General features: G+C 73.7%; 15 protein-coding genes and 1 pseudogene. 8 read left to right on the forward strand and 8 right to left on the reverse strand.

Going from position 1 to position 20,397, the window contains the following annotated elements; genetic code table 11:
- Positions 1 to 37: 37 nt before the first annotated feature.
- The 5 genes from HN013_RS05240 to HN013_RS05260 form a co-directional block, all read right to left on the reverse strand.
- Positions 38 to 4,600 (reverse strand): non-ribosomal peptide synthetase, encoded by a 4,563-nt coding sequence (locus HN013_RS05240; RefSeq protein WP_171163463.1) that lies wholly within the window; start codon positions 4,598 to 4,600, stop codon positions 38 to 40.
- 68 nt (positions 4,601 to 4,668) lie between these two features.
- Positions 4,669 to 7,947, reverse strand: coding sequence for a non-ribosomal peptide synthetase (locus tag HN013_RS05245; RefSeq protein WP_171163465.1), 3,279 nt, complete (start codon positions 7,945 to 7,947; stop codon positions 4,669 to 4,671).
- Between the two features lie 319 nt (positions 7,948 to 8,266).
- Positions 8,267 to 8,509, reverse strand: coding sequence for a phosphopantetheine-binding protein (locus tag HN013_RS05250; protein WP_249374745.1), 243 nt, complete (start codon positions 8,507 to 8,509; stop codon positions 8,267 to 8,269).
- 382 nt (positions 8,510 to 8,891) lie between these two features.
- A complete protein-coding gene (locus HN013_RS05255) occupies positions 8,892 to 10,367 on the reverse strand; it encodes an MFS transporter (protein WP_312018499.1) in 1,476 nt (491 codons plus the stop codon).
- A 13-nt stretch (positions 10,368 to 10,380) separates the two neighbouring features.
- Positions 10,381 to 11,271, reverse strand: a complete 891-nt coding sequence (locus HN013_RS05260; protein ID WP_171163469.1) for a siderophore-interacting protein — start codon at positions 11,269 to 11,271, stop codon at positions 10,381 to 10,383.
- A gap of 226 nt (positions 11,272 to 11,497) precedes the next feature.
- Between HN013_RS05260 and HN013_RS05265 the strand changes: the two genes are divergently transcribed.
- The gene (locus tag HN013_RS05265; RefSeq protein WP_171163471.1) at positions 11,498 to 12,103 is read left to right on the forward strand and encodes a TetR/AcrR family transcriptional regulator; all 606 of its coding nucleotides are present in this window, start codon (positions 11,498 to 11,500) and stop codon (positions 12,101 to 12,103) included.
- A 79-nt stretch (positions 12,104 to 12,182) separates the two neighbouring features.
- On the opposite strand, the gene HN013_RS05270 is transcribed toward HN013_RS05265, so the two are convergent.
- Complete coding sequence (locus HN013_RS05270) at positions 12,183 to 13,265, reverse strand: ABC transporter substrate-binding protein (RefSeq protein WP_312018500.1); 1,083 nt, start codon at positions 13,263 to 13,265, stop codon at positions 12,183 to 12,185.
- A gap of 144 nt (positions 13,266 to 13,409) precedes the next feature.
- Here HN013_RS05270 and HN013_RS05275 point away from each other — a divergent pair, with 144 nt between their 5' ends.
- From HN013_RS05275 to HN013_RS34095, 7 genes and pseudogenes are all read left to right on the forward strand, one after another.
- On the forward strand, positions 13,410 to 14,459 hold the full coding sequence (locus HN013_RS05275; RefSeq protein ID WP_171163473.1) for an iron ABC transporter permease: 1,050 nt from the start codon (positions 13,410 to 13,412) through the stop codon (positions 14,457 to 14,459).
- Entirely contained in the window at positions 14,456 to 15,529 is a 1,074-nt protein-coding gene (locus tag HN013_RS05280; RefSeq protein ID WP_171163475.1) for an iron chelate uptake ABC transporter family permease subunit, read from the forward strand. The genes HN013_RS05275 and HN013_RS05280 overlap by 4 nt, the downstream gene beginning before the upstream one ends.
- 67 nt (positions 15,530 to 15,596) lie before the next feature.
- Positions 15,597 to 16,427 carry an ABC transporter ATP-binding protein gene (locus tag HN013_RS05285; protein WP_171163477.1) on the forward strand — a complete coding sequence of 277 codons (831 nt, stop codon included), beginning with the start codon at positions 15,597 to 15,599 and terminating at the stop codon, positions 16,425 to 16,427.
- Between the two features lie 88 nt (positions 16,428 to 16,515).
- A pseudogene (locus tag HN013_RS32715) lies at positions 16,516 to 16,692 on the forward strand (helix-turn-helix domain-containing protein); the annotation flags it as partial.
- A 147-nt stretch (positions 16,693 to 16,839) separates the two neighbouring features.
- Positions 16,840 to 17,721 carry an XRE family transcriptional regulator gene (locus HN013_RS05290; RefSeq protein ID WP_249374789.1) on the forward strand — a complete coding sequence of 294 codons (882 nt, stop codon included), beginning with the start codon at positions 16,840 to 16,842 and terminating at the stop codon, positions 17,719 to 17,721.
- A gap of 189 nt (positions 17,722 to 17,910) precedes the next feature.
- A complete protein-coding gene (locus tag HN013_RS05295; protein WP_171163481.1) occupies positions 17,911 to 18,150 on the forward strand; it encodes a hypothetical protein in 240 nt (79 codons plus the stop codon).
- Positions 18,151 to 18,212: 62 nt separating this feature from the next.
- Complete coding sequence (locus HN013_RS34095; RefSeq protein ID WP_398978582.1) at positions 18,213 to 18,419, forward strand: DUF6255 family natural product biosynthesis protein; 207 nt, start codon at positions 18,213 to 18,215, stop codon at positions 18,417 to 18,419.
- A gap of 27 nt (positions 18,420 to 18,446) precedes the next feature.
- Here HN013_RS34095 and HN013_RS05300 read toward each other — a convergent pair whose 3' ends face one another.
- Both HN013_RS05300 and HN013_RS05305 read right to left on the reverse strand, forming a co-directional pair.
- Entirely contained in the window at positions 18,447 to 19,193 is a 747-nt protein-coding gene (locus HN013_RS05300; RefSeq protein ID WP_212763984.1) for a hypothetical protein, read from the reverse strand.
- A gap of 171 nt (positions 19,194 to 19,364) precedes the next feature.
- Positions 19,365 to 20,378 carry a helix-turn-helix transcriptional regulator gene (locus tag HN013_RS05305; RefSeq protein WP_171163483.1) on the reverse strand — a complete coding sequence of 338 codons (1,014 nt, stop codon included), beginning with the start codon at positions 20,376 to 20,378 and terminating at the stop codon, positions 19,365 to 19,367.
- Positions 20,379 to 20,397: the final 19 nt, after the last annotated feature.

Genomic DNA, 20,397 nt, shown 5'->3' on the forward strand with positions numbered 1-20,397 from the left:
GTTCGCGTCCGGTGGTGGCGAGGCCGGGCGGGGCCTGTTACTCGGGTCCTTCCACGTGCGGACTCAGCGCCTCCAGCGCCCGGAACCACAGGTCGGCCAGTTCCTCGACGGCCCGTTCGGGCAGCAGCGCCTCCGGCCAGGACCAGCGCACGTGCAGTTCGGGGCCGTCCGCCCGCTGGAGCGCGTACGCGTTGACGTCCAGGGCGTAGCTCACCGGCATCGCGGGGTCGGCGGCGTCGCTGAACCCGGCCGCCTCCTCGGCGAGCGCGAACTCGCCGTCCGCCGTCTCGCCGGTGGCGAACCGGCCCAGGTAGTTGAACTCGATCTCCGGCTGGGGCAGGGCGGCCAGGGCCGGTCCCGCCTCCGGGTCGAGGTGGCGCAGCAGTCCGTGGCCGATGCCGTGGTCGGGGACGGTCCGCAGCCGGTCGCGGACGGCCCGGACGACGTCGGCGAGCGGTGCGCCGCCGGCCAGGGCCGCGGCGGTGTCGACGGGGCCGGGGTCGAGGCGGACGGGGTGGACGGTGGTGAACCAGCCCACCGTGCGGGAGAGGTCCGCGCCGGGGACGAGCTGGTCCTCGCGGCCGTGTCCTTCGAGGGCGACCAGGACCGCGCGCCGCGCGGGGTCGGCCCCGGCGCGTTCGCGCCAGACGGTGAGGGCGAGGGAGAGGGCGGCGAGCAGGACGTCGTTGACGGAGGCGTCATGGGCGGCGGGTGCCTCGGTGAGCAGCCGGCCGGCGCGGTCCGGGGGCAGGGTGCGGTGGACGTGCCGGAGGGTGCCCTTGGTGTCGCGTGCGGGGTCCCGTGCCAGGCCCGGGAGCAGGGGTTCGGCGCCGGTGGACATGGCGGTCCAGAGCGGGAGTTCGGGCCGCCGGGCGCCGGAGGACGCGTGCTCGGCCAGGCCGCGGGCCCAGTGCCGGAACGAGGTGCGGACCGGTTCGGGCTCCGGCGCGCCGTCCGCCGCCGCGCGGCAGGCGGCGGCGAGGTCGGGCAGCAGGACGCGCCAGGAGACGCCGTCCACGACGAGGTGGTGGCCGAGGACGAGCAGCCGGGCGTCCGCCGGGTCGTCCGTGTCGAGGCGGACCAGCTGGAACACGACGCCGGCGGCGGGGTCGAAGCGGCCGAGGGCGGCCTCGTACTCGGCGGCGAGCAGGTCCCGCGCGGCGTCGGCGGGCAGCCCGGTGGCGTCCACCCGCCGGACCACGTCCGCCGCGCGGACGGCGCCGGCGGGCCGGGTCTCCAGCAGTCCGCGGGCCTCGTCGAAGCGGGCGCGCAGCATGTCGTGCCGGTCGAGGAGGGCCTGGACGGCGGTGAGCAGGTGGTCGTGGGCGAGGCCGGCCGGGAGGCGGAGGAGGTTGCCCTGGGAGTAGCGGCCGATGGGGCCGCCGGTGCCGTTGAGCCAGTGGACGATGGGGGTGAGCGGGATCGTTCCGGTGCCCTCGTCGTCGCCGGCCGGGCCGTCCTCGGCGGCGGTCGCGGTGGCGGCCAGGGCGGCGACGGTCGGTGCGGTGAAGACGTCCTTGGGCGAGATCGCCAGTCCCGCGGCGCGGGCGCGGCCGGTGAGCTGGATGGAGACGATGCTGTCGCCGCCGAGTTCGAAGAAGTTGTCCTCGGCGCCCACCTCGTCCACGCCGAGGAGGTCGGCCATCAGGGCGCAGAGCAGCTTCTCGCGGGGGGTGCCCGGGGGCCGTGAGCCCGTCGTGGCGGCGGCCGGTACGGGGAGGGCGGCCCGGTCGAGCTTCCCGTGGGGGGTGAGCGGGAGTTCGGGGAGGACGGCGACCGCGGCGGGGACCATATGGCCGGGCAGGGTGCCGGCGAGGAAGTCCCGCAGCTCCGCCGGGCGGGGGTCGGCGCCGACGGCGGGGACGGCGTAGCCGAGGAGCCGTCTGACGCCGGGGCGGTCCTCACGGACGACCACGACGGCCCGGTCGACGGCGGGGTGGGCGGCGAGGGCGCTCTCGACCTCGCCCGGCTCCACCCGGAAGCCGCGGATCTTCACCTGGTCGTCGGTGCGGCCGGCGAAGTCGAGCTGTCCGTCGGCCGTCCACCGCACCACGTCGCCGGTGCGGTACATACGGGTGCCGGGCGGGCCGAAGGGGTCGGCGACGAAGCGTCCCGCGGTGACGCCGGGGCGGCGCAGGTAGCCGCGGGCGAGACCGTTGCCCGCCAGGTACAGCTCGCCGTCGACGCCGGGCGGCACGGGCCGGAGGAAGGCGTCGAGCACGTAGGCGCGGGTGTTGCCGATGGGCCGTCCGATGACCGGTCTCGGGCTGTCGCGGGTCTCGGCGACGACGGTGTCGACCGTGCACTCGGTGGGCCCGTAGAAGTTGTACGTGCGGGTGTCCGGCAGTCCGCGCAGCTGCTGCCACATGGCGTCGGGAACGGCCTCGCCGCCCACGCCGAGCCCGGCGAGCCGCGCGGGGCCTCCGCCGCCCGCGGCCAACTGGCCGTAGAAGGACGGCGACACCTCGATGAAGTCGATCCCGCGCTCCTCCAGCCAGGCCAGGTGCAGGGCGGGGTCGCGCCGGGTGTCCTCGTCCAGGATCTCGACGGTGTGCCCGTCGAAGAGGGCGATGAGCGGCTGCCAGGAGGCGTCGAAGGAGAACGACCAGCCGTGCCCGACGCGGAGCCGCCGGCCGGCCGCCTCGGCGGCGGGCCCGTACACCTGCCGCCGGTGGCTGGCCAGCAGGCCGACCACGTTGCGGTGGAGGGTGACGACGCCCTTGGGGTCGCCGGTGGAGCCGGAGGTGTAGATGACGTACGCGGGGTGGTCCGGGCGCAGCGGCCGGACGCGGTCGGCGTCGGTGGGGGCGTTGCCGGGGAGTTCGGTCAGGGCGGCGCGGAAGGCGGGGGCGTCGAGGGCGACGGTCCGCAGTCCTCCGGGGATCCCGGGGACGGGTGTGCCGGCGGTGAGCAGCAGCCGGGGCCGGGCGTCGGTGAGCATGTAGGTGACGCGCGCGGCCGGGTACTCGGGGTCGACGGGGACGTAGGCGGCGCCGGCCTTCTGGACGGCGAGCAGGGCGGTGACGATGTCCAGGCCGCGGGGCAGGGCGAGGGCGACGACGTCCTCGGGGCCGATGCCCTCGCCGATGAGCCAGCGGGCGAGGCGGTTGGCGCGGGCGTCGAGCGCGGCGAAGGTCAGGGTCTCGCCGGCGAACCCGAGGGCGGGGGCGTCGGGCCGGGTGGCGACCTGTTCGGCGAGCAGGTCGGGGAGGGTGCGGTCCGGGACGTCGACGGCGGGGCCGCGGCCGCCGGTGAGCAGGGCGGCGCGTTCGTCGGCGCCGAGGATGTCGAGGCGTCCCACCGGCCGGTCGGGTTCCGCGAGGAAGGCGGTGAGGAGCCGTTCGAAGCGGTCGGCCAGCGTGCGGGCGGCGGGCAGGTCGAGCAGGTCGGGCTGGTACTCGAAGGAGACGGTCAGCCGGTCGTGCAGGAGCAGCGGGACGAGGGTCACCGGGTAGTGGGTGGCGTCCCGGTTGGCGAGGCCGTGGACTTCGAGGCCGCCGGCGGTGCGGGCGTTCTCCAGGCTCTCGGTGACGTCGGGGGCGTTCTCGAACACGATGAGGGTGTCGAAGAGTTCGCCCGTTCCGGCGGCGCGCTGGATGTCGGCGAGGCCGAGGTCGTGGTGGGGCAGGAGGGCGGCCTGTTCGGCCTGGAGGCGGGTGAGGAGGGCGGAGAGCGGTTCGGCGGCCCGCAGGGCGACGCGGACCGGCACGGTGTTGATGAACAGGCCGATCATCGATTCGACGCCGGGCAGGTCGGCGGGGCGTCCGGACACGGAGGAACCGAAGACGACGTCCTGACTGCCCGTCAACTTGCCGAGGAGTACGGCCCAGAGGCCCTGTACCACGGTGTTGAGGGTCAGCCCGCGGCCCCGGGCGAGCTCACCGAGGCGGGCCGTGGTGGCCTCGTCCAGGGCCAGCGGGACGACCTCGGGGGTCCGCGCCGCGCGGGTGCGGCCCGGTCCGTACAGCAGGGTGGGGCCGGGCAGCCCGGCGAGGGCGGTGCGCCAGGCCGCCTCGGCGGGCGCCTTGTCCAGGGCGGCGAGCCGGGCGAGGTGGTCGCGGTAGCGGCGGGGGGCCGGCAGGGCCTCCGGGTCGCCGCCCCGGGCGTGGAGTTCGACGAGTTCGCGGACGAGCAGCGGCACCGACCAGCCGTCGAGCAGGATGTGGTGGCTGTGCACGACGAGCCGGTGCAGCCGGTCGGCCAGCCGCACCAGCCGGAAGCGGACGAGCGGCGGTTCGGTGAGGTCGAAGCGGCGGGCGCGGTCCTCGCGGAGGATCCGCTCCAGGGCGTCCTCCCGGCCCGCCGCGGAAAGTCCTGACAGGTCCGTCTCCTCCCAGACCGGCTCGACCTCCTTGGGCACGACCTGGACGGGCCGCGGGACGCCCTCGTTCCAGAAGGCGGCGCGCAGGTTGGGGTGGCGGTGCAGCAGGGCCGCGGCGGAGCGGCGCAGCACGCCGGGGTCCAGCGGGCCGCGCAGCTCCAGGATCAGCTGCATGGTGTAGACGTCGTGCGCGCTCTCGTCGAAGAGCGCCTGGAAGAGCAGCCCCTCCTGCAAGGGCGCGAGCGGCAGTACGTCCTCGATGCCCGGCCGCTTCGTCATGGGTCGTTCCCCTCGTTCCGTTCCCTGGCGTCCACCGGACGGGCACCGCGCGGGTGCCCGGGCCGGGATCAGAGCTGCGACGCGATCTCTTCGGGTGACAGGCCCTCGATCTCCAGACAGACCTCGGCCGCCTCCTCCAGCCGGGCCGGGTCGGCCTCGGCGGCCCGCAGTTCGGCGGCGAGGCCGGCGACGGTGGGGGCGGCGAAGACCGAGCGGACGGTGAGGTCCGCGGTGTCCAGCGACTCCCGGACCCGGCCGACGATCCGGGTGGCGAGCAGCGAGTCGCCGCCGAGCCGGAAGAAGTCGTCGTCGGGGCCGACGTCCCGGGCTCCGAGGACGTCCCGCCAGATGCCGGCCAGCACCTGCTCCAGCGCGCCCGCCGGTGCGGCGGAGGGCTGGGTCCCGGCGGGCTCGTCCGGCTCCTCCCGTCCGGCCAGGGCCCGCCGGTCGACCTTGCCGTTGGCGGTCAGCGGGAAGCGGTCGGTGAACCGTACGGTGCCGGGGACCATGTGGTCGGGGAGCCGGTCGCGCAGGAAGTCCAGGACCTCCTCGGCCGGGGGCGCGGTCCGGCCGTCGGGGACGGTGGCGTGCGCGGCGATGCCGCGGTACCCGTGGCCGTCCGGGCGGGGGACGGCGACGGCCACGGCGGAGGCGACGGCCGGGTGGGCCTTCAACGCGGCCTCGATCTCGCCGAGTTCGACGCGCCGGCCGCGGATCTTGACCTGGGAGTCGGCGCGGCCGACGAACTCGATGGTGCCGTCCGGCCGGAAGCGGCCCCGGTCGCCGGTGCGGTAGAGCCGTTCGCCGGTGACCGGGTGGGTGACGAACGCGGCGGCGGTGCGGTCGGGGTCCTCCCAGTACCCGGCGGCGACGCCGGGACCCGCGCAGTACATCTCCCCCGTCACCCCGTCCGGGCAGTCGCGCATCCCGTCGGTGAGCAGGCGGTAGCGGGTGTTGGCGAGGGGACGGCCGTAGGGGACGCTGTTCCAGTCCGGGTCGACCTCCGTGACCGGGTACCAGATGTTCCACAGGGTGGTCTCGGTCGGGCCGCCGACGCTGACCACGCGGACGCCCGGCACCGAGCGCAGCAGCTCCCCGGGCACGTGGAGCGGTATCCAGTCGCCGCCCAGCAGGACGAGCCGCAGCGAGGCCGGGGGGCGCCCGGCGGACCGCGCCTCCTCCAGCAGCATCTCCATGGCGGCGGGGACGGAGTTCCACAGCGTCACGCCGTGGGCGGCCACCAGGCCGGCCCAGTGGGCGGGGTCCCGGTCGCGGGCCGCCTCGGGGACGACGACGCCGCCGCCCGCGCCGAGCACGCCGAACAGGTCGAAGGTGGACATGTCGTGGTGCAGGGCGGTGACCGCCAGGCACCGGTCGTCCGGGCCGACGCCGAACTCCTCGGCGGTGGCCAGCAGGGCGTTGACCATGCCGCGGTGCCGGATCATGGCGCCCTTGGGCTCGCCGGTGGAGCCGGAGGTGAAGAGCAGGTAGGCCAGGTCGTCGGGGCCCTGGGCCGGGGGCAGCGGGTCGGTGGGCAGGCTCTCGTCGAGCCCGGTGTCGACGTGCAGCACCCGCAGGCCGGCGGGCAGCTCACGGACGGCGTCCTCGGTGGACCGGGTCAGTACGTGCCGCGCGCCGGTGCGGCGCAGGATCCCGTGGAGCCGGGCGGCGGGCTGCCGCGGGTCGAGGGGGACGTACGGGGCGCCGGCGAAGAGGGCGCCGTACGCGGCCGCGATCTGCTCCCAGCCGCGGTCCATGACGACGGCCACCGGGCGGCCGGGCTCGGCGCCGTCCCGGCGGAGCCAGTGGGCCACCCGGCGTGCCCGGTCGGCCAGTTCGCCGTAGGTGAGGGTGGCGTCCGGGGCGATGACGGCGGTGCGTCCGGGGTCCTCGGCCGCCCTGCGCTCGAAGAGGCTCTGGACCAGCAGGTCCGGCACCGGGCGGTCCGGCCCGGCGACGCCGTCCCGGACGGTGCCGCCGGTGTCGGCGGGCGACGGGTCGGACCAGGCGTCCTCGTCGGCCTCCAGGCGCTCCAGGAGCCGCCAGAAGGAGGCGAACATGGTGTCCATGAGGCCCGGCGGGAACAGCTCGTCCACCGCGTCCCAGTTGACGAACAGTTCGCCGTCGTGCTCGTCGATCTGGACGTCGAGGTAGACCTGCGGCGTCTGGGAGATCGTGTACAGCTCCTCCAGCAGACCGCCGAGCAGCGGCCGGTCGCCGCCGCGCAGCCCGATGGTGCTGGTGAGCACCACGGGCATCAGGGCCTGCTGGAAGCCGCCCTGGTGACGGACCAGTTCACGGAGCAGCTCCACTCCGGTGACGTGCTGGTGGGCGAGGTCGCGCCAGCCCTGTTCCTGGATCCGGGCGGCGCGGCCCGCGAAGTCGCCGGGGGTCCGGTTGTCGACTTCGAGGAGGGAGAACGACGCGAACTCGCCGAGGACCCGGTCGGCCTGGGGAAGCAGCGGGAGACGGTTCATGCGCGGCACGTTGAGGGTGAAGCGGGCGCTCTCGCTCCAGAGGGCCAGCACTTCGGCGAAGGCGGCGATGGCCAGGCCGCTGGGGGTCAGACCGGCGTGCGCGGCGCGGGTCTTCAGCCGCTTCCAGCGGGCGGCGTCCATCCGGCCGCGGCGGCCGGTGAACGTGTGGCGGTCGAGCGAGGAGGGGTCCCGGACGAGCGGCAGCCGGGGCGAGGGCGGCAGTTCCGCCAGCCTGCCCGTCCAGTAGTCGCGGGACGCCCGGTACTCGTCGGAGTCCCGGGTCTCCGCCTCGGCGAGGACGTAGTCGCGGAACGTCGTCTCCAGCGGAGGCAGTTCGGCGTCCGGGTCGGCGTAGTACGCGGAGAGGTCCGCGAGTAACAGCTTCCAGCTGAGGAAGTCGAGGATCAGGGCGTCGAAGTCGACGTGCACGCGGGTGCGTTCGTCGGTGAGCCGGCTGAGCACGACGCCGAAGAGGAACGGGCCGTCGGCCGGGAGCACCCGGTGGGACATCCGGTCCCGTACGGCGGCGAGCCGGGTCCGTACGTCCTCCTCGCCCAATCCGCGCAGGTCCTCCGTCTCGATCGGCAGCGGCGGCGCCTCGGGGCGTACGCGCTGCTCACCGCGTTCGGCGTCGATGGCCAGCCGCAGGACGCCGTGCCGGTCCACGACCCGCTGCCAGGCGGTGGTGAAGCGGGGGATGTCGAGGTCGCCCTCGAACTCGTAGTAGGCGTGAGTGGAGACGTTCCCGAGCTCGAACAGGTCCGTGCGGCCCAGCAGATACGCCTGCTGGGTGTCGGTCAGCGGGAACGGCTCGTGGCGCGCGTCGTCATCGGGGGCGCCGGGGACGGGCCGGGGGAGTTCGTGGACCACCTGGGGGTCGCCTTTCCTTACGGTACGCGGTACGCGGTGCGTCGTCCGGCCCCCCGCGGGCCGGGGGTGCCGTCGTGACGCGCCCGGGTGCGGGGGCGCCGGAATGCGCGGCACGGCGATGAAGCGGCCGTGCCGGAAAAGGGAGTTGGGGCGTGCCTCGCCGGGCGGTGTTCCGGTCCTCCGACGGTTTTCGGCCGGGACCGGAATTCCCGAGGGACGACCGGCTCTTTTGACCGTTCACCACGGTCGTTCATTCCGGCCGACCGAGTACTTTTGGCCAACCGCTTGTTTTCGGCCGGTCTTTTATGCCCGTCGGATATCAGCCGGCCGGGGCGGAGAACAGTTCGGACCATTTCCGGATGGTGGGCTCCTTCGCGAGTTCGACGTACGGCACGCCGACCCCGCGCGACCGCCAGCGGGCGGAGAGGGCCATCAGGCGGACGGAGTCGAGCCCTTCGGCGAGCAGGTTGTCGTCGACCCCGACCTCCGCGACCGGCAGGTCGAGGATGTCGGCCACGTCCGCCCTGATCTCTTCCAGGGGTATCGGCACACGGTCCGTCAAGGTCGTCATCTCCTCGGGCAGGGGGGCGCCATGACGGAGCCTCGGAAGGTCAGGAAGAGGTCAGGGAGAAGCCGTGGAAAGGGCGGCCGCGCGGCGGCCGGGCCGGATCGGTTGGCTCAGGCGAAGAACCGTCGACAGAAATGGACGGAATCCCCCGTGAACATTCGCCGCATCCTTTCACCGCGCCCGCATTCCGGACTCTCGTTACGGAGAACCTAGCAAGGGTTGCCTAACCTGACCACATGATGACCTGGTGGTCCACGTCACATTACTTTACGAATATAACGTCAAGTCGGCCCGCCCGCCGGGCCACTCTCCGTAACAGAACGGGGCACGGGCCCACGGCCCGTGCCCCGGAAGACCCTCAGGACCCTCAAGAACCTCAGGAAACGGATGTCGGCGCCGACTCCACCTCCGGTCCGGCCGCCGCCGCTCCGGAAGACGGCCGCGTCCGGCCGGGCAGGACGGCCGTCAGCAGCGCCGCCACCGCCAGCAGCCCCGCGCCGGCCAGCAGCGCCAGCCCGTACCCGCCGTTCAGCGCCTCAAGCGGCGCGTCGCCCCGGTCGGTCAGCGTGGTGGTCCGGCCGGTCGCCACGCTCACCGTGATCGCGAGGCCCAGGGAACCGCCGACCTGCTGCGCGCTGTTGAGGATGCCCGAGGCCATCCCCGCGTCGGCCGGCGGGATCCCGGTGGTCGCGGCCGAGGCCAGCGGGACCACGCACGCGCCGATGCCCAGGCTGGTGACCAGCGAGGGGCCCAGCACCGTGCCGAGGAACGTGCCGTCGGCGCCGATGCGGCTGAACCAGAGCAGCCCCAGCGCCCCGACCACCGCGCCGACCGCCGCCGGCACCCGGGGGCCGGTCTTCGGGTAGACCCGTCCGACGAGCATCGCGCTGGTGACGAAGCCGACGCAGAAGGGGATGAAGGCCAGACCCGTGACGGCCGGGCTGTAGTCCAGGACGCGCTGGAGGTAGAGCGAGACGAAGTAGAAGCTCGCGAACTGACCGGCCGCCAGCAGCAGCATCGTCAGGTTGGCGCCGCTGAACACCCGGTGGCGGAACAGCCCCGGCCGCACCAGGGGGTTGCGGGCGGCCCGCGACTCGTACCACACGAACGCCGCGAGCAGGACCACCGCGGCGCCGAGCATGCCGAGCGTCAGCGGGGACGACAGCGGGTGTTCGCCCGTGCGCCCCACCCCGTACACCAGCGCGGCCAGGCCCGTGGTGGCGAGCAGGGCGCCGCCCACGTCGAGCCGGCTGCGCCGCTCGGGACGGCCGTCGGGGACCATCCGGCCGGCGACCGCGGCCAGGATCACGACCGGGACGTTGATGAGGAGCACCCAGCGCCAGTCGAGGTACTCGGTCAGCACCCCGCCGATGAGCACGCCGGCCGCGCCGCCCGCCGAGCCGGCCGCGCTCCACCAGGCCAACGCCTTGCCGCGGGCCGGGCCTTCGGGAAAACAGGTGGTGACGATGGTCAGCGCGGCGGGCGCCAGGACGGCGGCGCCCAGCCCCTGTACCGCGCGGGCGCCGACCAGTTGGCCCGGCGTCTGGGCGAGCCCGCCGGCGAGGCTGGCCAGGCCGAACAGCCCGAGCCCCCACCACAGCACCAGCCGGCGCCCGTAGAGGTCGGCGATCCGGCCGCCGAGCAGCAGACAGCCGCCGAAGACCAGGGTGTAGGCGTTCACCACCCATAAGAGGCCGGACTCCGTGAAGCCCAGGTCCTCGCGCATGGCCGCCAGGGCCACGTTCACCACGGAGGCGTCCAGCGTCACCATGAACTGGACGGCCACCACCACGGCCAGCACCCAGCCGTAGTGGATGCCCTCCCCGGCCTCCGCCGGATCCTTCTCCCGCACGTCGCGCTCCTGTTCAGACCTTCGACCGGGCGGCCCCGGAGACGGCGCTCCGGGCGCCGCTCCCGTCCGCGTCCTCGCTGTCGTCCCCGTTCACGTCGTCGCCCTCGGTGGCGACCCACTGCTCCACGGTCATGCCGTGCCGCCAGTAGCCGGAGGCGTCGAGGGCGCTCCGGTCCAGTCCGCGCTCGTCGCGGAGGTGGCGGCGGACGGCGCGCACGGCGCTCGCCTCACCGGCGACCCAGGCGTGGACGACGCCCTCGGGCCAGGCCAGTTCGCGGACCGCCCGTTCGAGCGGCGTCGGATCGCTCCAGCCCGCGGGGTCGCGGCGCACCCAGCGGAGCTCCACGCCCTCGGGTGCCTCCAGGTACTGCTCGTCGGCCTCGTCGGCCACTTCGGCGATCACCAGGGCCCGGGTGCCGGAGGGTATGCGCTCCAGCATGGTGGCGATGGCGGGCAGCGCCGTCTCGTCCCCGGCGATGAGGTGGACGTCGGCCTCGGGGGCGGGGGTCCAGCCGCCCGTGGGTCCGGCGATGCCGAGCATGTCGCCGGGGCGGGCGCGGCGGGCCCAGTCGACGGCGCGGCCTGTGCCGTGGATGACGAAGTCGATGTCCAGCTCCAGCGTGGCCGGGTCGAAGGCGCGCACCGTGTACGACCGGGCGTGCGGGATGGTCGCCCCCTCGGGGTACCGCAGCCCGGTGGGGCCTATCTCCGGCAGCGCGGGGGCCCGCTCCCCCGGGGCGGGGAAGAACAGCTTGACGCGCTCGTCGGCGGTGCGGCCGGCCGCGAACCCCCGCAGGGTCTCGCCGCCCACCCGCAGCCGCAGCATGCGCGGGGTCAGCGCGGTGGCCCGCAGCAGAGGGGCCAGATAGGTCTCGATCCGGGCTCGCGGGAGCCGTTTGCGCATACTTCCCTCGGCACGCCTCATCGGCGGCCACCTCATTTCCCGTGGTCTCGCTGCTGGAGCGAGAATTATCCTACATGTATAAAAAATAGAGCGGCAAGTACCCTTCCGCACCCGCGACGACCGTCCCGGAGGCGAACGGGTTCAGAGAGAGGGCAGAACACTGGCCGGCAACAACACCCCCAGGACCAAGCGCGGACGCCCGCCCCGGCTGTCCCGCGAGCACATCGTGGCGGCGGCCTACGAGATCATCCTCAAGGAGGGCGCCGACCATCTGACGATGCGCCGGCTGGCGGCGGCGCTCGACAGCACCGCCATGGCCGTCTACTACCACGTGCGGGACAAGGACGAACTGCTCGCCCTCGTCCTGGAGCACGTCGCCCGCAACCTGCCGCGGCCACCGCTCCCCGACGACCCGAGGGAGCGGCTGCTGGTGGTCTGCGGACTGATGCACCGGGCGTTCACCGAGCATCCGTGGGTGGTGCCCATCGTGGCGCGCGGCGAACTGGTCGGCATGTCCGCGGTGTGGATGACCGAGGAGATCCTGGGCGCCCTGACCGCCTACGGACTCGGCCGCGAGGAGGCGTTCTGGGCCCACCAGACCCTCTGGTACTACACGGCGGGCCACGTCCTCTCGACACCGCCGCGCGCGCATCCCGCGGCCTCCGGGGGCAGGGGGCGGACGACCCGCCACTACCCCGAGACCGCCACCCGCGAGACCGAGAGCGCGTACCCGCACCTCGGCTCGTACGCGCACGACTCGCGCGAGCTGGAGGCGCGGTACGACTACGAGTTGGGGGTCCGGCACATCCTCGACGGCGTCCTCGGGACGTGACGCCGGGCCGGCCGGCCCTCCGGAGCCGACCGGCCCCCTGGGGTCGGCCGGCCTCCCGGGGTCGGCCGGCCTCCCGGGGTCACCCGACCTTCTTCCCCTTCTCCAGCGCATCGGCGAGCTTCTCCATGAGCGGGGCGTAGCCCGCATGGGTGAACTGGGCCTCGTTGTTCCAGGGCACGACCTGACCGGCCTTCACCGCCGGCAGGTCGTTCCAGGTGGGCTTGGACCGGGCCACCTCGTCGAGCGGCATGTTGTTGGAGCGCTGGTCGTAGAAGAGGATGTCCGGGCGGTAGGCGTCCGCGTTCTCCCAGCTGTGCTTCTCCCAGTAGCCGGGCGGGCCGGGCTGCTTGGGGACGATCAGCTGGACGCCGAGCTCCTTGTAGTAGCGCAGGTCGGGCAGCTTGTCGGGCACGGCGGCGGACAGCGCGTCGGGCTGTGCGGCGACGGCGAGCACCCGCAGCCCGCCGTTGGCCTTCGCCGCCTTGCGCAGCCGCTCGGCCGCCTGCTCGAAGCGGGCCTTGGCGTCGGTCACGGCCTTCGCCTTCATGTCCGCGCCGAGCGACTGTGCGAGATCGGCATACCGCTGGACCGCCGTCACCAGGGACACGTCGGACGTCCGGATGCCGACGCTCGGCGCGAAGCCGAGGATCTTCTCCTCGCTCTGCTCCGGCAGCTGCCACAGGTGTTTGCCCACGTTCACGTTGGCCACGAGGAGTTCGGGGCGCAGCGCAGCGTACTTCTCGATGCTGAACTGTCCGGTGGTGCCCAGGGAGGGGATCCGCCCGGCGTCCAGACTCCCGGCCTGCGGCGCGGATTTGCCGTTCTTGAGCTGCGAAGGCCCGTAGATGGCCGCGCAGTCGATGCCGAAGTCGTGCAGGGCGGCGGCGGACGCGACGTACGCGACGATGCGCTTGGGCGTCGCCTTCGCCTTCGCCGTCTCGCCGCGGTCGTCGCGGAAGCTCCAGGCGCCGGTGGACTTCCCGTCCCCGGAGCCGTCGGAGCCGCCGGAGTCGCCGTCGTCGCTGCAGGCCGTCAGCAGGGCGCCGAGACCGAGGGCCCCTCCGGCGGCGAACAGGCCGCGGCGCGACAGCGGCGCACGGCGTCGTCCGGGCCCTTCCGGCCGGGTGATCAGCTCGGTTCGTGCACGATCGGGGGCGGTCAAGGCGCCTCGCTCTCATCACGGCTCCCGCGTCCCCGGCCGCGCCGAGGGGCCCGGGCGGCGGGGGGAAAGGGGGAACGGGGGAATATCGACGGGATTGGTTTACGCATATAGCTGTAATAAGTGAGGTTAGGCTAACCTATCTGAATGCTGTTGAACAGGCCGGTGCCCATCGCGGCGGCACCCCCTCCCACGGAGGCCCGGCGGCGTGAAGTCCCGCGCGGCGCGCTCCTGTTGGCCTCCTGCGCGATCCTGCTGCTCCTCGTCGTGCTCAGTCTGGTGATCGGTGCCCGGGCCGTGCCGCTCGGCCATGTGCTGCACGGGCTCTTCGGCTTCACCGGCACCACGGACGACATCGTGGTCCGCGAGGTCCGCGTCCCCCGCACCCTCCTGGGGCTGCTGGCCGGCGCTTCGCTCGGGCTCGCGGGGGCGGTCATGCAGGCACTGACCCGCAACCCGCTCGCGGACCCCGGCCTGCTCGGGATCAACGCCGGGGCCTCGGCCGCGGTGGTCACGGCGATCAGCTTTCTCGGCGTCACCTCGCTGACCGGCTATGTGTGGTTCGCGTTCCTGGGAGCCGGGTTCTGCGCGGTCCTCGTCTATCTCATCGGGGGCAGCCGCTCGGCCACCCCGGTACGGCTCGCGCTCGGCGGCACCGCCGTCTCCGCCGCCCTGCACGGATACATCAACTCCGTTCAGCTGATGGACTCCGCCGCGCTGGACCGGCTGCGCTTCTGGACCGTCGGCTCGCTCGCCTCCGCCACCCCGGGCATCGTGCTCCGGGTCGCGCCGTTCCTGCTCGTCGGCATGGTGCTCGCGCTGGCCCTGGCCCGTCCGCTGAACTCCGTCGCCCTCGGCGACGACGCGGCCCGCGCCCTGGGCACCGACCTCACCCGCACCCGGGCGGTGTCCTTCCTCGCCATCACCCTGCTGTGCGGCGGCGCCACCGCCGCCTGCGGCCCCATCGCCTTCGTCGGGCTGATGATCCCGCACATCGTGCGCTCCTTCACCGGACCCGATCTGCGATGGCTCCTCCCCCAGTCGGCGGTGCTCGCCGCGGTGCTGCTGCTCGGCGCCGACATCGCGGGACGGGTCGTGGTCCGCCCCGCCGAACTCCAGGTCGGCATCGTCACCGCGCTGGTGGGCGGCGTGGTCTTCCTCCAGCTCGTACGACGCCGGAAGGTGGCCCAGCTGTGAAGTCCCGGACGTCCCGCGTCCCGGTCCGCGTCCCCGTCCGCGGCCGCGTGGTCCGGCCCGGCGGCGGCCTCTCGGTCCGCGTCGACCCGCGCTCCCTGGCGGTCTGCGCCGCCCTGACCGCCGTCGCGCTGCTCGCCGCCCTGGCCCTGCTCGGCAGCGGCGACTACCCGCTCTCCCCCGCCGACGTCGCCCGCACCCTGGCCGGCGGCGGCAGCCCGGCCGACGAGGCCATCGTCAACGAACTCCGGCTCCCCCGCGGCCTCGCCGCCCTGCTCGTCGGCGCCGCCCTCGGCCTGGCGGGCGCCGTCTTCCAGAGCGTCGCCCGCAACCCGCTCGGCAGCCCCGACGTCGTCGGGTTCGGCCAGGGCTCCGCCACCGGGGCGCTCTGCGTCATCGTCCTCTTCCACGGCGACACCACCGCCGTGGCCGTCGGCGCCGTGGCGGGCGGCCTGGCCACCGGGCTGCTCGTGTACGCGCTCGCCTGGCGCAAGGGCGTACACGGCTACCGCCTCGTCCTGGTCGGCATCGGAACGGCCGCCGTGCTCACCGCCGTCAACGGCTACCTGCTCACCGAGGCCGAGTTCAGCGACGCGCAGCGGGCCGTCATGTGGCTCACCGGCTCGCTCGACGGGCGCGGCTGGGACGACGTCGGGCCGCTCGCCGCCGTCTGCGCCGTCCTGCTGCCGGTCGTCCTCCTGTACGGCCGCCGGCTGACGATGATGGAGCTCGGCGACGACGCGTCATACGCGCTCGGGGTGCCCGTGGAGCGGACGCGCCTGGTCCTGCTGGGCACCGCCACCCTGCTGACCGCGGCCGCCACCGCCGCTGCCGGTCCCATCGGCTTCGTGGCCCTCTCCGCCCCGCAGCTCGCCCGTCGGCTGACCCGCTCCCCCGGGCCCCAGCTCGCGCCCGCCGCCTGCATGGGCGCCGCCCTGCTGATCAGCGCCGACTGGGCCTCCCAGCGCGCCTTCGGCGCCGACCGGCTGCCGGTGGGCGCGGTGACCGGCGTCCTCGGCGGCGCCTACCTCGTCTGGCTGCTCATCAGCGAACGCCGGGCGGGCCGCATATGAGCCCCCGCCCGGCACCCGCGTCCCCCTCCGGACCTCCGGAATCCCCCACTTCGGCGAGGCGGCACCCATGACCACCCAGCAGACCGAACGCACCCCCACCGCTCCCGGCGACCGGACGGCGTCCCGGCTCGTCGCCCGGGGCGTCACCCTCGCCTACGACCGGCGGACCGTCGCGGAGGACCTGTCCGTCGCCGTCCCCGACCAGTCCTTCACGGTGATCGTCGGCCCCAACGCCTGTGGGAAGTCCACCCTGTTGCGCGCCCTGTCCCGGATGCTCAAGCCGTCCGCCGGCTCCGTCCTGCTGGACGGGCAGGCGATCGGCCGGCTGCCCGCCAAGCAGGTCGCCCGGACGCTCGGCCTGCTCCCGCAGTCCTCCACAGCCCCCGACGGCATCACCGTCGCCGACCTCGTCGCCCGCGGCCGCTACCCCCACCAGGGGCTGCTGCGGCAGTGGTCGCCCGAGGACGAACGGGTCGTCCAGGAGTCGATGGCCGCCACCGGCGTGGGCGCCCTCGCCGACCGGCACGTCGACGAACTCTCCGGCGGCCAGCGGCAGCGCGTCTGGATCGCCATGGCCCTCGCCCAGCAGACCCCCCTGCTCCTCCTCGACGAGCCCACCACCTACCTCGACATCGCCCACCAGATCGACGTCCTCGACCTCTGCGCCGAGCTCCACGAGCAGCAGGGCCGCACCCTCGTCGCCGTCCTCCACGACCTCAACCACGCCGCCCGCTACGCCACCCACCTCATCGCCATGAGGGACGGTCGCGTGGTGGCGGAAGGGGTGCCGGGGGACGTGGTGACGGCGGATCTGGTGCGGGAGGTGTTCGGCCTGGCGTGCCGGGTGATCCCCGACCCGGAGACGGGGACGCCGCTGGTGATCCCGGCGCGGCGGTGAGATCTCCGGGGACCGTCGCGTCTCGATGCCGGCTCCGCCGTCGGCGTACCGTGGTCGCGGACGTTCTGTTCTGCGGACAGGCGGGGACATGGCGACAACACTTGGTGACCGGCTGGGGCAACTGCGGGTACGGCGCGGCCTGACCCAGGAAGGTCTCGCGGAGGCGGCGCGGCTCAGTGTGGACACGGTACGGAAGCTGGAGCAGAACCAACGGTTTACGGCCCGCATGGCCACGCTCCACAAACTCGCCCGAGCGCTGGACGTGGAGACATCCGTCCTTCTCGGAGCACCCACAGTGCTGGAGCCCTCCCATGGGACCGAGCCTCCGAGCCTCTTGACGCTTCGGCAATCGGTAACCCCTTCGTGGGAATTCCCAGGGCTCGGCGAACCCGAGGACTGGGAGCCGCCGACGATGGCCCAGCTCCGGGACAGCCTCCGAGGCACTGAGCGGATCCGGCGCCTGGGCGAGCTGACGAAGATCACCGCGGTGCTGCCGACACTCCTGGCGGATGCGCGTGCTGCCGTACGCGCCTACACGGGGAAGGACCGTGCGGCTTCCTTCGCCGTGCTCGCCGAGGCGTACCAGGTAGCCGCCACGACCCTGACGGCGTTCGGCAAGGAGGACGCGGCTTATACGGCCCTGGAGCGGTCCATGGCCGCCGCGAAGCAGTCCGACGACCCCCGGTTGGAGATCATCGGGGTGTCCTCCCTGTCCTGGATCTTCTCCAAGCAGGGCCGTGTCGCGGACGCCGAGCATGTGGCAGTACGGATGGCGGAGCGCATCGACCCCGGGTTCAGGTCAGAGCCCATCGACCTCTCGATGTGGGGAATCCTGCTGCTCCGTGGCGCCACCGCCGCCGTCCGGGGAGAGCGTCCCGACACCGCTGAGGACTTGCTCTCGCTGGCCGCCGCGGCCGCCGCACGCGTGGGCGTGGACCGGCTCGACTATGCGACGCCGTTCGGGCCGACCAACGCCGGAGTGGCCATGGTGAACGCATACGTGGACATGGGGAAACCGGACAAGGCCCTCAGTCACGCCAAGCGCATACCCCAGGTGTCCGGCCTCCCACCCACATGGCGTGCCCGGCACTTCCTGGACCGTGCCCTCGCCCACGCCGAGATGCGCAGGGACGGCGCGGCCACGCGGGCTCTGCTCGTCGCAGAGCAGACAGCTCCCGAGTGGATGAGGTACCACGCCACATCCCGGCACCTCGTCGCCGAACTGCGGGAACGCGAGCTTCGGCGCAACTCCCCCATCAGGGACCTGGCGATCCGCCTGGAAGTCGAGGGCTAGGTAGGACACCGCGTCCCAGCTGTTGCGGGGACTCGCACGCCCTGTCCCTGGGCCGAGGCGGTGCCACATCGCATGGTGGTGGCGAGACAGCCACCGACCACCAGGGGCGCTTATGCCGCACAGCAACGAGCAGGACACGAGACCGCGCCAGGAACCACCGACGTCGTCGCGCCGCGAGGTCGGTGAATCATGAGCCCTCGCAGCGTCATCAAGCGTGTGGACTGGACCGTTCAGCCCGATGGCGAGCCGGACGCGAAGCCGTTGACGTACGCCCAGGAGTGCGATCTGTGCGGTGAGGGATCGGCTCGCAGCACAACCCAGGAGTCCGGAACCCTGTGGATCCTGGAGCACGTCAGAACCAACCCGTCGCACAGCTCCTACACGGAGATCGTCAAGCGGGGGTGGCGGGCGTGGATGAGGCAGCCGTGACGCCGCACCGGCTCCGGACGGCGTCGCCCGTCGTCCCGGCCGCCCTGAGAATCTCGCTCACCGTGCGGCGATCCGTATCGCTGACGAGAGGGCCGTGTCCTCATCCCGCCGAGGAGTGGACAACCAGTGAAGGCGTGATGACGTGCGGCGGTTGCGGAGTCCGCCGGGTCGAGGACTATCGGGCACTCGGCCCGGCCGTCGAGTTCCCCGATTTCGGTCCGGCACCTCACGGACCGGTGGTCACTGTCACGGGCTCCATGCTTCTTTGAACACCGGGACTCCGCTGCGAAGAACGGCTACCCCACCCCCAGCGACCGCACGATCCCCGTCACCGCCCCGTACGCCGCCTCGTACGACGTCCCCACCGGGTGCAGCGTCAGGACGGCGACGATCCACCGGTCGTCCGCCCCCACCACCCCCGTCGTGTGGAGGGCGGGCCGGCCGAGGTCCACCCCGGCGGTTCCGCCGCACCCCGGCCGGGCGGGCGGGTAGCCGGACCAGCCCTGCTTCACGGCCCAGGGCGGGGCGCAGGCGGCGGGTATGCCGAAGAACTGGTCGAATCCGTCGGTGCCGTGCCGGGTCGCCCGCCGCAGCGGCCCCAGCACGGCCGTGCGGACGGGCTCCGGCGCCGCGTCCAGCAGATGGCGGTAGACGCGCACGGTGTCGGCCGCGGTGATGGCCGAATATCCCCAGTGGCCCGGGAAATCCGCGGGCGGTCCCGCGGTGTTCGTCAGTCCGAGACGGGAGACCATGCGTGTGATCACGCCGGATCCCCCGTTCCGCTCCCAGAAGTGGCCGGCCGCGTCGTCGTCGCTGCTCGCGAGCATCGCGGCCAGCCGGGTGCGGTCGTCCGGCGGCAGGGCGTCCGGACCGCGGTCCCCCAGGTGGTCGAGCGCGATCAGCAGTTTCACCACTGACGCCGACCGGAACCGCTGGTCCGGGTCGAGCCGTTCGGTGAAGGTGCCCGAACCGCGGTCGTACACGGCGACTCCCGCGGTCACCCCCGTCGGCACCTCGGGGCCGGTGGAGCGTGCCCCCTTCATCGGGTGCACGCCCCTCCGGACCTCCCCGGCTCACGTCCCGGCTCACGTCCTGTCACGTCGGTCCCCCGTCTCTCCCCCGCATCCCCCTGGGAACCAGCTTCCAGCAGAGCGGACCCTCCGGCCACCGCATAAGACCAGGATCTAATGCGCCAGGTCAGCGGCGTGCCACGATCACGCCACCCGGCGCCCGTTGAGGAGTTGGACGCCGAGCGGGGTCAGGGTGTGGAGGGCGGCGCCGCCCACGCGGCGGGTGATCAGCAGGCCCGCCTCGCGGAGGACGGAGACGTGGTGGCTGGCGGTCGCGGCGGCGATGTCGGCGGTGCGGGCCAGCTCCGTGGTGGTGCCGCCCTCGGCGACGGCCTCCAGCAGGGTCGCCCGCGTCCGTCCGAGCAGGGCGACGAGTCCCTGGCTCCCCCGGTCACGGCCGCCGGGCCCGCGTCCGGGGGCGAGTTGGAGCGGGCTGTGCTCGATCGGGTAGACGACGACCGGTGGCAGGTCGTGGCTGCGGAGCACGGTCGGCTTCCGCCAGCAGAAGAACGAGGGCAGCAGCAGGAGTCCGCGTCCGTCGAGGTGGAGGTCCCCCTCCACATGCGGCCCGTGCATGATCAGTACCGGTGACTGCCACTCCAGGGTCGGGTGCAGGGTCCGCATCAGATGGTCGAAAGCGCCGGAGGGCAGGCCGGCGGCCGTCATCACCCGGCTGCGGGCGGCCAGGTCGGCGCCGACCTCGGCACGCACCCGCGACCAGTGGGGGGCGAGCGCCACCCGGTAGTACGACTGGACGGCCTCCCCCAGCCCCCTGAGCGCCTCGGGGTCGCCTTCGGCGATGCCGCGCATCCACGGCGCCGTCCGCCCCTGCGAGACGGCGAACCGCGTGAGGTCGTCCCGCAGCCGGCCGCGCGGGGTGGACATCAGGGCGCTGAGGCCCAGGTCGAGGCCGCCCGCGCCGGCCGCCGGGGTCAGGAAGTCGGGCGAGTACCCGCTCGGCGGGGCGAGGGCCAGCAGGCGGCGCGCGGCGGGGTCCAGTCTGCTCCGCAGGTCGCGCCGCCACTGGTCGAACACCAGCGGGCCGTCATTGGTCTGGAGCATGTGCAGGCTGAGCAGCACCTCCCACATCGGGTCGGGCGTCTGCGCCAGCCGTGTCCTGACGAAGTCGTCGCTGCCGAAATGGATCCGCAGTCCCACAGACCATGCCTCCTGCCCG

Source organism: Streptomyces sp. I05A-00742 (genome assembly GCF_013055795.1).
Lineage (GTDB): Bacteria > Actinomycetota > Actinomycetes > Streptomycetales > Streptomycetaceae > Streptomyces.